This window comes from Paenibacillus anseongensis (assembly GCF_009757995.1).
Lineage (GTDB): Bacteria > Bacillota > Bacilli > Paenibacillales > NBRC-103111 > Paenibacillus_E > Paenibacillus_E chondroitinus.
This window is the reverse complement of sequence record NZ_WSEM01000019.1, coordinates 47,293-60,498: the sequence shown is the minus strand read 5'-3', so window position 1 is coordinate 60,498 and position 13,206 is coordinate 47,293. Positions and strand designations below refer to the sequence as shown.

Annotated in this window: 12 protein-coding genes; all 12 read left to right on the top strand. The window is 48.6% G+C overall.

Features of this window, described 5'->3' with window-relative positions:
* Positions 1–25: 25 nt before the first annotated feature.
* Positions 26–1,183 carry a serine hydrolase domain-containing protein gene (locus GON05_RS23605; protein ID WP_157322478.1) on the top strand — a complete coding sequence of 386 codons (1,158 nt, stop codon included), beginning with the start codon at positions 26–28 and terminating at the stop codon, positions 1,181–1,183.
* A gap of 162 nt (positions 1,184–1,345) precedes the next feature.
* Positions 1,346–1,702, top strand: a complete 357-nt coding sequence (locus GON05_RS23600; RefSeq protein ID WP_157322476.1) for a DUF3870 domain-containing protein — start codon at positions 1,346–1,348, stop codon at positions 1,700–1,702.
* 124 nt (positions 1,703–1,826) lie between these two features.
* The gene (locus tag GON05_RS23595; protein WP_157322474.1) at positions 1,827–2,651 is read left to right on the top strand and encodes a M55 family metallopeptidase; all 825 of its coding nucleotides are present in this window, start codon (positions 1,827–1,829) and stop codon (positions 2,649–2,651) included.
* A gap of 21 nt (positions 2,652–2,672) precedes the next feature.
* A complete protein-coding gene (locus GON05_RS23590; RefSeq protein ID WP_181646673.1) occupies positions 2,673–3,605 on the top strand; it encodes an ABC transporter permease in 933 nt (310 codons plus the stop codon).
* 3 nt (positions 3,606–3,608) lie between these two features.
* Positions 3,609–4,526 carry an ABC transporter permease gene (locus GON05_RS23585; RefSeq protein ID WP_157322472.1) on the top strand — a complete coding sequence of 306 codons (918 nt, stop codon included), beginning with the start codon at positions 3,609–3,611 and terminating at the stop codon, positions 4,524–4,526.
* Positions 4,527–4,531: 5 nt separating this feature from the next.
* Positions 4,532–5,578: an ABC transporter ATP-binding protein gene (locus GON05_RS23580; RefSeq protein ID WP_181646672.1), complete on the top strand. Its 1,047-nt coding sequence runs from the start codon at positions 4,532–4,534 to the stop codon at positions 5,576–5,578.
* A 31-nt stretch (positions 5,579–5,609) separates the two neighbouring features.
* On the top strand, positions 5,610–7,253 hold the full coding sequence (locus GON05_RS23575; RefSeq protein WP_157322470.1) for a peptide ABC transporter substrate-binding protein: 1,644 nt from the start codon (positions 5,610–5,612) through the stop codon (positions 7,251–7,253).
* 74 nt (positions 7,254–7,327) lie between these two features.
* Entirely contained in the window at positions 7,328–8,260 is a 933-nt protein-coding gene (locus GON05_RS23570) for a S66 peptidase family protein (protein ID WP_157322468.1), read from the top strand.
* A gap of 18 nt (positions 8,261–8,278) precedes the next feature.
* Positions 8,279–9,376 carry a dipeptide epimerase gene (locus tag GON05_RS23565; protein ID WP_157322517.1) on the top strand — a complete coding sequence of 366 codons (1,098 nt, stop codon included), beginning with the start codon at positions 8,279–8,281 and terminating at the stop codon, positions 9,374–9,376.
* 2 nt (positions 9,377–9,378) lie between these two features.
* Positions 9,379–10,317, top strand: coding sequence for a C40 family peptidase (locus tag GON05_RS23560; RefSeq protein ID WP_246239377.1), 939 nt, complete (start codon positions 9,379–9,381; stop codon positions 10,315–10,317).
* Between the two features lie 608 nt (positions 10,318–10,925).
* A complete protein-coding gene (locus GON05_RS23555) occupies positions 10,926–12,140 on the top strand; it encodes a branched-chain amino acid ABC transporter substrate-binding protein (RefSeq protein ID WP_157322466.1) in 1,215 nt (404 codons plus the stop codon).
* 74 nt (positions 12,141–12,214) lie between these two features.
* Positions 12,215–13,201 (top strand): branched-chain amino acid ABC transporter permease, encoded by a 987-nt coding sequence (locus GON05_RS23550; protein WP_157322464.1) that lies wholly within the window; start codon positions 12,215–12,217, stop codon positions 13,199–13,201.
* The last annotated feature ends 5 nt before the right edge of the window (positions 13,202–13,206 follow it).

The following is a 13,206-nucleotide window of genomic DNA, read 5'->3' as shown; positions in this document are numbered from 1 at the left end:
CAAATCAGGTCGAAGGAGGATCTCCTTGAATTCTTTGGATGAACAAATTCAGCGGGTGATTGACAAGCATCGAATCGTTGGATTAGCGGCCTCCGTGATGCGTGAAGGGAAACAGATTTGGAGTGCGGGATATGGATGGGCGAATGTAGATAGACGCATACCTGTTACATCTCGAACCTTATTTCGCATCGCTTCAATCTCGAAGACGGTGGTTGCGACGGCGGTTATGCAGCTTGTCGAGCAAGGCTTGTGTGGAATCGATCAGGATGTGAGCGAAATACTTGGATTTCCGGTTCGCAGTTCTAAGTATCCGGAAACGCCGATAACGCTCAGGATGATCATGACGCATACTTCGGGACTGCAAGATGAATATGTTCGTTTTGTCGTTGATTCGCGCAGTGAGAATCCACCGAAGATTCGTCTTACGGATCTCCTTCTTCCAGGCGGGACTTATTACACCGACAGTCTCTGGGGAGATGGACAGCCGGGAGATCCGGATTACTTCGAATATTCGAATCTGGGGGCTGTCATGCTAGCGACGGTGGTGGAGCGGCTTTCGAATGAACGATTTGACGAATACTGCAAGAAGCATCTGTTCGAACCGCTTCATATGGATGATACTAGCTTCAACATCGCGGATTTGAACGACATGGACTCTGTTGCTGTGTTGTATGAATATTCAACGGCCGATGAGCGATTTTTCGCCAGTGCGGACGATTTTCGCGGGAAGAAGCCGGAAGCCATCGATTACAGCGGCTATGTGCCGGGCACTAACGGAGCGTTATTCAGCCCACAAGGTGGACTTCGCACAAGCGTAGATAACTTGACTCGATTTATGGAAGCGCATTCTAACGGCGGTAAATTGAACGATGTTCAAATCCTGAAGCCGGAATCTGTGGATCTGATGCACGCACCGCATTGGTCGGGGCACCGACAAGAGGGGTTTTTCCGCAATTGCGGGCTCCAGTTCCAGATCACGGACGATTTGCTCCCAGGACACCAACTGATTGGGCATTCCGGTGATGCGTATGGGCTGCTAAGTGACATGTATTTTCATAAACAGGAAAAGTGGGGCTTCATTCTGCTCATTAACGGGGTTATTCAGAGTAAAGGGAGAGGCGTATATTTTGAGGCGGAAGAAGAGCTTGCGCAAGTATTGAAGACTGCTTTTCTCGGATTGTGAGGGAGAGAAAGAGATTCGATATTTACATATTTACAACATGTTATTTCGATGTTAGTATATATTACATCATTAGTGTTCTAGCTTCTGGCGGTCGTAGGAGACTCTATCTCTCTCACATCCCGCTCAGAAATCGAACGGAATGCTAATAAGGAGAGTGGTCGTTTGGTCTACGACAAAGATACAATTTACATCATCGGCGACGCGCAAGCTTCTGTGAACAATCCAATTACCCAACAGTTTAGCGCCTTTTTTATTGGTCTTGTTGTCGATACGGCAAGCCACAAAATTGTTGATGCAGGATGTTCATCCACTATACCGCTCACATCGGATTTTGTCCGCTCGATTTTCATTGGGCACAATATGCTTCTCCTTGATGTGGTGGCGGAGGAAATCCGCCAGAGATATCACGGATCATCGCAGAAGGCCCTTATCGTAGCGTATAAAGACGCGCAAAAAAAATACAAATTAGCACTTAGCGGCCGGGAAGAGCTGGGATTCCAATCTTCCGGTACAGTGTAAAGCTGCTTTATTTATCCGTATGGCAACATACACGTAAATAAAACCCGGCAAATGGTTTCTTGGGACACAGGTTCCCGGGGCTGTTTGCTGGGTTTTTGTTATTTCACAAACCTGGAGGCGACCTATGAAACTTTATATTTCCATTGATATGGAAGGGATAACCGGACTTGTTGATAACACGTTTGTTGATTCCAGACAGTACAACTACACGCGCGGTCAGCACATCATGACAGATGAAGCAAACCATGTCATCAGATCCGCTTTTGATGAAGGCTGCAAGGAAGTCATTGTGAATGATAGCCACTCCAAAATGAATAATCTGCTGATCGAGAAGCTGCATCCCGAAACGCAGTTGATCTCAGGCGATGTGAAGCCTTTTTCCATGGTGCAAGGATTGGATGCTTCGTTCTCTGGCGCGGCTTTTCTAGGTTATCACACGAGAGCGGCGACCAAGGGAGTCCTCAGCCATACGATGATTTTCGGCGTTCGTAATATGTATATCAATGATAGAGTCATTGGCGAGCTTGGGTTTAATGCTTATGTTGCCGGCCATTATGGTGTGCCCGTTCTACTGGTCGCTGGGGATGATGAAACCGCCATTGAGGCGGAGGAGCTAATTCCAGGAGTTACGACAGCCATTGTGAAAAAACGGATATCGCGAACTTCGGCCATGTGTTTGACTCCCGAGAAAAGCGGACTGCTGCTTCAGGAAAAAACAAAGGAAGCGCTGGCTAACGCGGGTCGAGTGAAGCCGCTTGTACCGCCGGATCATCCGGTGCTGAAGATTGAATTTGCCAACTATGGCCAAGCGGAGTGGGCCCATCTGATGCCGGGTACGACGATAGATGATAACAGTCCGACTGTCACCTTTCAGGCGAAAGACATTCTTGAGGCGTACCGGGCGATGTTGGTGATGACGGAGTTGGCGATGAGAACGGCATTTTGTTAAAAAGCGAAAGTGGGTGATGGCGTGACACAATATATTCTTCGTCGATTTATCTCCATGATTGTCACACTGTGGCTAATTATTACGGTTACTTTTGCCCTGATGCACGCTGTTCCGGGGTCGCCCTTCGAGAAAGAGGGCAAGAGTTCGAATCCGACGGCGGTTCAAAATTTAATGGAATTTTACCATTTGGACCAACCTGTTACGACACAGTACCTGCTCTATTTAAAATCACTGCTTTCCTTGGATCTTGGGCCCTCCATCGGCCACTTTCCCGATACCGTCAATTCCATGATCAGTCGGGGGTTCCCGGTTTCGTTTAAGCTGGGAATCGTATCGATCCTGATTGCAATTGTTACCGGCATTGCTCTAGGCACGGTCGCTGCACTCCGGCAAAACCGAATGATCGACTATCTCGCCATGATCTTCGCGGTTATCGGCATAGCAGTGCCGAATTTCATCGTAGCTACTTTGTTGATTAAATATGTGGCGGTCGAATGGAAGCTCCTTCCCGTAGCCACTTGGGGGACGTGGAAGCATGTCATTCTTCCGGCGCTTGCCCTTTCTACCGGACCGCTTGCGATCATTGCCAGGTTGACAAGAGCGAGCATGTTGGAGGTGCTGACTGCCGACTACATCGAAACGGCGAGGGCTAAAGGTTTGTCGCCGGCGACGATCGTTATCAAGCATGCGCTCCGGAATGCGGTGCTTCCGGTCATTACCCTACTTGGTGCTCTAGTGGCCAATGTTCTTACAGGGAGTTTTGTCATAGAAAAGATTTTTGCGATCCCGGGGATGGGGAAATACTTCGTCGATGGCATTAATAATCGCGATTACTCGCTCATTATGGGGACGACCGTATTTTATAGTGCGCTGCTCGTTGTGATGATGTTTCTGGTGGATGTCGCTTACGGGTTGGTTGACCCCCGCATCAAGCTGCACAGGAAGGAGGGGTAAGCGATGAATGTGCCGGATTCCTTATTTGTTCCAATGGTCAATAACAAAGGGACGGCGGAAGCGATCGTTCGAGTGCGCCTGTCGTTTTGGCAGGAAGCTTGGATTAGATTGCGTGCCAACAAATTGGCCATGGCGGGACTGATGATCATTATTGTGATGGCGCTGCTCGCGATAGTCGGACCTCATCTTACGGACCAAAGCTATTCGAAGCAGGTGCTGCTGGATGCCAACCAGAAACCATCGGCCGCTCACTGGTTCGGTACGGATGAACTGGGGCGCGATGTCTACGCCCGAATCCTTTACGGGGCGCGCATCTCCCTCTTTGTCGGCCTAATGGCGGCTTTCATCGATCTGGTCATCGGCATCATCTATGGCGGTATCGCCGGATACTTGGGTGGACGAATCGATAACATCATGATGCGGTTCGTTGATCTTTTGTACGGAATTCCGTATCTACTCGTAGTTATCTTGTTGATGGTTGTTATGGGACCTGGGCTGCTGACGATCATTGTGGCTCTAAGCGCAACAGGCTGGATCGGAATGGCGCGAATTGTGCGCGGGCAGGTGCTCAGCCTGAAATCATCGGAGTATGTGCTGGCGGCAAGAACGTTAGGTGGAGGCGCAGGATACATCATCCGCAAGCATTTGCTGCCTAATGCCATCGGCGTCATTATCGTACAGGTGACGTTTTCGGTGCCATCCGCCATTTTCGCGGAAGCGTTCCTGAGTTTTCTTGGTCTAGGTATTCAACCTCCCTTGGCAAGCTGGGGTGTAATGGCAAACGATGGTCTGTCGACCATTTTGTCGGGGCAATGGTGGCGGTTATTTTATCCGGCCTTTTTCATATCGATCACGATGCTTGCTTTTAACTTGGTCGGTGATGGTTTGCAGGACGCTTTTAATCCGAAAAGGAGGAGGTAGCCAAGGTGAAAACGACGAATTCGCCCGACGTTATATTGGAAGTGGATAATCTGCACGTCTCGTTCACCACGCATGGTGGAGAAGTGAAGGCGGTTCGCGGTGTCAGTTTTTCGTTAGGAAAAGGAGAAACGTTGGCTATCGTAGGCGAATCCGGTTGCGGCAAAAGTGTAACGGCACGCAGCGTGACGCGTCTTCTTCCCGAGCAAAGCTCGAAGATCAGCCAAGGTAGCGTTCGGTATAAGGGGAGGGAGCTGACCGCGCTTAGCGAGAAGCAGCTGCGAGAGCTGAGAGGCTCGGAAATATCCATGATTTTTCAGGATGCCATGACGGCCTTGAATCCCACCATCTCTATAGGTGAGCAGATTATGGAGGGAATTATTCGTCATCAGAAAATTTCACGTGCAGAAGCACGTAAGCAAGCTACGGAAATGCTGGGGTTGGTTGGCATTTCTAATCCTGAGATGCGTCTGAAGCAGTATTTGCATGAATTTAGCGGCGGCATGAGACAACGGATTATGATTGCCATCGCAGCGGTTTGCAAGCCGTCGGTGCTTATAGCGGACGAGCCGACTACCGCGCTCGATGTCACTATTCAAGCGCAAATCATTGAGCTTTTCAAAATGCTTCAGAAGAAAACGGGTGTGTCCATCATCATGATCACACATGATCTTGGTGTTGTTGCGAATATGGCCGACCGGGTCAATGTGATGTATGCCGGGAAGGTGGTTGAATCGGGCACCGTGGACGAGCTGTTCTATAACCCGCAGCATCCCTATACCAAAGGGCTGCTGGCTTCCATGCCGCGACTGGACACAGATAAGTCGCTTCCACTTACGCCGATTGCAGGAACGCCACCGGATTTGTTTGCTCCGCCGCAAGGCTGCGCATTTGCAGCGCGCTGCAGTTATGCGATGGAAGTATGCGGTGTCTATCAGCCGGAGCAGACCGCTGTCTCGAGCGGCCATTCCGTAGCCTGTTGGCTGCAGGATCCGCGCTCTCAAATTGTATTCCAGCCGTCGATTCAAAGAAATAACATGACGGCTCTAGGATAAATAAGACGATGAACGAAGGGGAGAAGTGCTCATGAAAAAAGTGTCAGCATTGCTAATCAGCTCCGTATTGGTAATTGGTACGCTGCTAGCTGGGTGCAGCAAAGATCCTGGTTCCGGATCGCAAGCGTCTGGGTCCAGCCAGACGGAAGCGGCCAAAGAAACGAAGTCCAAGGTCCTCCTCTACAACAATTTAAAAGAACCGACATCCCTCGATCCTCCGAAAGGATTTGACCAAGTTTCCTACGACGTTGTCAATAATGCCTTCGAGGGGTTGACGCGCCTTGGCAAAAACCAGACGCCTGAGCCGGCGATGGCCAAAGAGTGGAAAATCACGCCGGATGGGAAGAAGTATACCTTTACGCTGCGCGACGGCATTAAATGGTCCAACGGAGATCCGGTGAAAGCTGCCGACTTTGAGTATGCGTGGAAGCGTCTGTTAGATCCCAAAACAGCTTCCGATGCAGCATTCCTTGCCTACCCGATTGAAGGTGCAGAAGCTTATAATTCCGGCAAGGGATCGGCGGACAATGTGAAAATCAAGGCGCTCGACGATAAGACGCTGGAGGTTACTTTGGCACAGCCTGCTTCTTGGCTAGTGGGCATGGTTTCCAGTCCTGCCTTTTTCCCGGTACATAAGGCGACCGTGGAAGGCAACGCCAAGTGGGCGGGAGAAGCGGCTACGATCGTAAGTAACGGACCGTTCAAAATTACGGAATGGAAGCACGATAGCGAGCTTAAAATGGTAAAGAACGATCAGTACTGGGATGCCGCAAATGTAAAACTGGCAGGCGTTACTTTTAAAATGATCAATGATACGAACACGGCTTACCAGCTCTTCACGACCGGCGAGCTTCATACAACGGGTTCCATTCCGGCTGACATGAGCGACAAATTGTTCGCGGATAACAAAGTGAAAGTGGAAGATGCCGCAGGTACGGCGTTCTATCGTTTTAATGTGAAAATGGCTCCATTCGACAACGTCAACATCCGAAAAGCTTTTGTTGCGGCTGTAGACAGACAGAAACTTGTAGATTTGGTGTTGAAGCAAAAGCAGAAGCCGGCTGACGGTTATGTGTCCCCGGGACTCAACGATCCTGCGGGGGGAGATTTCCGTAAAGTAGGGGGCAGCTTGATCAAATTTGATGCGGGAGAAGCGAAAAAGCTGCTGGAAAAAGGGATGCAGGAAGCTGGATACTCGAAGCTGCCTGAAGTTACTTTGACGTATAACACCAACGATGTTAGTCAACGGATTGCCCAAACGCTGCAAGCGATGCTCAAAGATAACTTGGGTATTGATGTGAAACTGGCAAACAAAGAAGGGAAAGTGCTGACTACGGAGCAAAAGAATTTACAACTGCAATTATCCCGTTCATCCTTCCTGCCTGACTTTGCGGATCCAATCAACTTCCTGGACGGTTTCCAATCAACGAATCCTTTCAGTCGTACAGGGTGGGTGAATCCTACCTATGATAAATTGATCAAAGATGCCTATGTAGAAACAGATGAGGCGAAAAGATTCAAAATGATGCATGATGCGGAGAAGATTCTGATGGATGAAGCTCCGGTTCTGCCGCTCTACTTCTACAACTCGACTTACTTGCAAAGCGATAAATTGGAAGGTGTCGTTAGACATGCTTTCGGTTTCCTGGACTTTAAGTGGGCGGATTTGAAATAAAGTTGGAAGACGGAGGGGTGCACCGTGCAAGGGGTACTTCTCCCTTTTTCATGTGGGAAAGGAGATGGGTAATCATGGCTGAACTCATAAAGCCAAAGCGGCTAAGTCCTGGTGATACAGTTGGCATTATGGCGCCGGCCTGCTGGGTAGACATGGAGCAGGTGCAAGTGGCCTCAACCGTTTTGGAGAAAATGGGGCTGCGGGTACGGTTGGGGGATACTTTGAATAAGAAGTATGGCTATCTGGCGGGAACGGATGAGGAGCGAGCCGGGGAGTTGAACGCTATGTTTGCTGATCCTGCTATCAAAGCTATCATTTGTGCGCGTGGCGGCTACGGTACCGGAAGAATTGCGGATTTGCTGGACTATGACCTGATCCGCGCTAATCCGAAGATTTTCTGGGGATATAGTGATATTACTTTTTTACATGCTGCTATTCGTCGATTTGCGGGTTTGGTTACTTTTCACGGCCCCATGTTGATTGATCTGGGCAAAGATGAACTGCACCCGCTCACGGTTCAGAATTATGAAACGTTACTCCGTCCTTCCGTTCTGCGGTATACCGAAGAGATTTCCCCGCTCCAAACGTTAGTGGAGGGAGAGGCGGTTGGACCTATCGTTGGAGGAAACCTTTCTTTAATCGTGAGTACGCTAGGGACGCCTTATGAGTTGGATACAAAGGGGAAGCTTTTTTTCATTGAAGATATTGACGAAGAGCCTTACAGAGTGGATCGTATGTTAAATCAGCTTAAGCATGCAGGGAAATTTGCGGATGCGGCTGGCATATTGATTGGCGATTTTCATAACTGTGAGCCGGATAAACGGAAAGTGTCGTTTACGTTAGAGGAAGTTTTTAATCATCATATCGTACCTGCCGGGAAGCCGACATTATCCGGATTTAAGATTGGCCACTGCTCTCCGAATATTGCAATTCCCTTTGGTATAGGGGCGAGGATGAGTACTTACGAGAAGTTGCTGGCATGTACGGAACCTGGTGTAGAGGCATAAGGAGGCAAATTCATGAGCATGATTCAAAGTGTTGAAGTGATGCGGCAGTCGACACCGCTTAAGAAACCATTTAAAACGGCATTGCGTACCGTGTACAGTACGGAATCTATCATTGTCCGAATTCAGAGTAATGACGGCAGGGTTGGTTGGGGGGAAGCCCCAGCGACCATTGTCATAACAGGTGACAGCCTGGACAGTATCCATTCGGCAATTGTACACACATTCACTCCGTTGTTAGTTGGCAAAAGCTTGCTGGCCTATGAACGCATTCTCCAGGAGATTCATCAATCGATGATCGGGAGCAGCAGCGCTAAGGCGGCTGTGGATATGGCGATATATGACTTGGTTGCGCAGCATTGTGGTTTGCCGCTGTATCAGTTCCTTGGCGGTTATAAGGATCAGATAGAAACGGATTTTACGGTTAGTGTCAATTCCCCCAAGGAAATGGGAGAAGATGCGGTTCGTTATGTGCAAGAAGGCTTCAATGTATTGAAGATTAAAGTTGGTAAGGATGACATTCTCGAGGATATTGAAAGGATCAAAGAAATTCGCAGGTGCATTGGCAGCAGCGTGAAGATCCGCATCGATGCGAATCAGGGATGGCAGGTGAAGGATGCCATTCGTACGATACGGCGTATGGAGGATTTGGGTCTGGACATTGAACTGGTTGAACAGCCGGTGAAAGCGGGAGACATCGAAGGTCTGAAGATGGTGACCGATCATGTAGAGACTCCCATTATGGCAGATGAGAGTGTGTTTTCGCCCATTCAAGCCTTCGAGGTGCTGAAAAGCCGTGCAGCGGATTTGATTAATATTAAACTGATGAAATCCGGAGGTATATACAAAGCGCAAATTATTAATCATATTGCGGAAGAATTCGGGGTCGAGTGCATGGTAGGCAGCATGATCGAATCCCGTGTGGCTGTGACGGCCGCCGCTCATCTTGCGGCCAGTAAGAAAAATATCACCCGTTGTGATTTCGATGCGCCTTTAATGATGCTTCAGGATATTGTGGTTGGCGGTGTGAAGTATGATGGAAGGGTCATGACCTTTCCGAAAGCATCCGGACTTGGCATCTTGGATGTAGTCCCCAGCCAAAGTCCAGTGGGGTCGTGAGTATGGGGATGACTATGAGAGTGCCGGTGCGGAAGGTGGTCGCTGTTTCTGTAGCGACCGTATGGTCAAAGCTGAATTCGCCGCGTCCTGTTGATGAGGCAGCATTAAGGTGCCCAGCCGATATGAGAGAGTGGGTGGGGCATATGACGCTTGGAGATAGGCTGGATTTGTGCCTGGCGAACCGTGTTCAGACACAGATTCTTTATGGGGCATCTGTGCTTGTTACGGAAGAAGTGGAGGGCTGGAGCAAGGTGCTTATCCCTCAACAGGGAACGCGCAAGGATACTTTGGGTTATCCTGGATGGGTGCCAAGCTGCCAGTTGGTTGACGAATCGGATGTCCCTCTCGGCACGAAAAGAGCGGAAGTGATTTCCGATAAAGCATGGCTGTATAAAAGTCCGTCCCAACAGTTGATTGAGTTGAGCTATCTGACCTCTCTGCCTGTGCTGGAGGAAATGGAGAAGCTGGTGAAAGTGCAGACGCCGGAAGGGGCGGGGTATCTGAAAGCGGATGATATCCGCTTGATTGATGGTCCTGTAGCTTCGTCGTATGCAGGAGTAGCTGACATTGGGCAAGGGATTGTGGAACAGGCGAAGAGGTTCCTGGATCTGCCTTATTTATGGGGAGGTTTGTCCTCCTATGGTTTTGACTGTTCCGGTTTTGCGCATACCATGCATAGATATTATGGGATTTTAATTCCTCGGGACGCCTCGGACCAAGCGAGGCAGGGAACTCCCGTTGAGAAGGAACAGCTGGAAGCGGGGGATTTGCTCTTTTTTGCCCATGATGAAGGTAAGGGTGCTATTCACCATGTAGGGATCTATGCAGGGGACGGACAGATGATTCACTCTCCTGAAACTATCAGTTCTATTGAGATGGTGGATTTGAAAACATGTAAGCTCGCCAAGGAGCATTGTGTGTCTAGGCGGTATTGGAAGTGACATAAAAAAGCGCGTAAGATGCTGATCTTATGCGCTTTTTTGCGTTGTAGGGGGGCCGGCTAACGGACTGAGAGGACTCTATTTGCTGTTTTTGGAGCATGTTCAGCATCTAACGGACTCAGGAGCCGTTATTGGTGCTGAAAATGCCGAAAACAGCGGCAAAATCCATACATAACGTTATCTCAGTCCGTTAGCTGGCGGATCAGTCGAGTGTGGCGGAATAACGGCACCTGAGTCCGTTACGGAACTTTGGCTACTTTGGTGGAAAGGTGTTTGTGTCACCGTTGGTCTCATGCGGAGGAACTGCTATTGATAAAGTTTATAGCGCTCTAACTGGAATCATGATGATAAAAATCACAGAAAATAGTAATTTGATTACTTTTAATGTTATGTAATATAACATAAATTAACCTAAACTATAAAATTACTTATTTATATGTTACTTTAATTGACATAAACTATGAATTTTAATATGATAAATTAGGAAGGTTCACGTATTGAAAGTGCCGATGGAGTAGTTTTTGTACGAATTTCGTAGCTTAAATCGAAGTTCTGAATGCTGCTATATCGGCATTTTTGCGTACCAAATTATCTGAGGAGGATGTTTCATGATTTTGAAAAAGACGGCTCTACTGATCTCAGTATCGGCTCTTGCCATTAGCGTGTTGGCAGGATGCGGAAATGAAACAACTTCTAGTACTGCTACAGGAACAACTACACCCAGCAGCACAGTCACGAAGAGCGTCATCAAAATTGCTACTCAGTCGCCTTTATCAGGAGGCAGCGCCGTTCAAGGAGAAGCGATCAAGCTAGGCGCCCAAATGTCCTTGGATGACCACAAAGAGGAGTTCGCCAAATTAGGCTTTGATCTTCAATTGGTCCCTTATGACGATCAGGCAGATCCCAAAAAAGGCGTTGCCAATGCCGAGATCATTAGTGCGGATCCAGCCATCCTCGGAATTGTCGGGCATATGAACTCGGGCGTGGCAATCCCCTCCTCCGTTGTTTACGAGAAGAACAATATCGTTATGGTGTCACCGTCGAACACAGCAACGGAGGTAACAGACCGGAATCTGAAGGTCGTGAACCGAATCGTTGCAAGGGATGATTTCCAAGGCCCTGCTGCGGCTGATTATGCTTTTAAAACAGTGAAAGCCAAAAATATTTTCGTCATTCAAGATAAAACAGCCTACGGCCAAGGTTTGGCGGAAGCGTTCAAAGACGCGGCGACGAAGCAAGGAGCCAACATAGTAGGCTACGAGGGAATTACCGTAGGGGAGAAGGATTTCAACGGAGTGCTGAACATTGCGCTAAGCAAGAAACCGGATTTCGTATTCTTCGGTGGTTTATATGCCGAGGGCGGTTTGCTGATCAAGCAAGCTCGGGACAAAGGAATAACGACGCCTTTCATGGGGGCTGACGGCTGGGACACACAAGGCCTGGTTGATGTAGCCGGCGATAAAGTCAAAGATGCCTTGTACGCCTCCATCTCAACGGATATTACGAAATCGCCGGAGGGCATGAAATGGGCGGATCAATACAAAGCCAAGTTCGGCAAAGCCCCAGACGGATACTCCGCATACGCTTATGACTGTATGACGATCATTCTTAACGCAATTAAAGCCGCGAGCAGTGCAGACGGAGGGAAAGTGCCTGCCCGCGATAAAGTTCGCGATGCGGTGCGCGCCACCAAAGACTTCCAAGGCGTGGCAACGAAGGTCTCTTTCGACGGCAAAGGTGACAATACATACGCCAAAGTATTTATTTACAAATTCGATGGCCCGAAATATCCAGGCACGATGATTTCTGAAGTAGGCAAGTAAATTTAAGGAAAGAGGTATGTGCTTAGGGAGATATACCTCTTTACGTTTTATTTATCAGCGAAAGGAGAAGCTCAATGATCCTTAACATCCTGCACGCACTCCCCCAAGTATTGATCGACGGGCTTGCTTTAGGAGCTATTTATGCGGTCGTTGCCTTAGGGTATACCATGGTTTACGGCATTCTGGAACTGATCAATTTTGCGCATGGTGAAATTTTTATGACAGGTGCATTCGTTGGAACGGGAGTCTTATTCCTTTTCCAATCGACAGGATGGCTTGGCGGGATGCCGGGATGGGTCGCCTACGTTCTGATTCTCGCTATCGCCATGCTGGTTACGGGATTGCTTGGGGTTGGGATTGAACGAATTGCTTACAAGCCTCTGCGAAAAGCACCGAAGCTCATTTCGCTGATCTCCGCGATTGGTGTATCCTTCGTGGTTCAAGATATCGTTCGATTTATCTCTGAATTGCGAACAGGAAACTACATCATTAGCAGTATTACGTTATTCGATAAAAGCATGACAATCGGCACGTCATCGCTCAGCTCTTGGCTCGGTGACGCGTCTTTGAAAACCAATACGGTCATTATCATCGCAGTGGCTGTTTTTTTAATGATCGGCCTTGATTTTTTTATTAACCGTACCAAATGGGGAGTCGCCATGCGAGCGGTCGCGCAAGACCGGGAAACGGCTTCGTTAATGTCGATTAACGTGAATAAAATCATTATCCTGACTTTTTTTATCGGATCCGCTTTAGGTGGGGCAACAGGGGTTCTATTTGCGCAGCAATACGGTACAATCGATCCATTTATCGGCTACATATTAGGGTTGAAAGCGTTCACGGCAGCTGTTCTTGGAGGTATAGGAAACATTCGGGGAGCCATGTTTGGCGGATTGGTCATCGGCGTTCTCGAGATGTTTGCCTCGTCGAATCTGGGTTTACTGACGGGGGGCAGCTTCGGTTCAGAGTATAAAGATGTGTTTGCTTTTATGATTCTTATCATCGTATTAATTTTTAAGCCGGAAGGCCTGTTTGGCAAAGCCGTCAAGGAGAAAGTGTAGGTGAC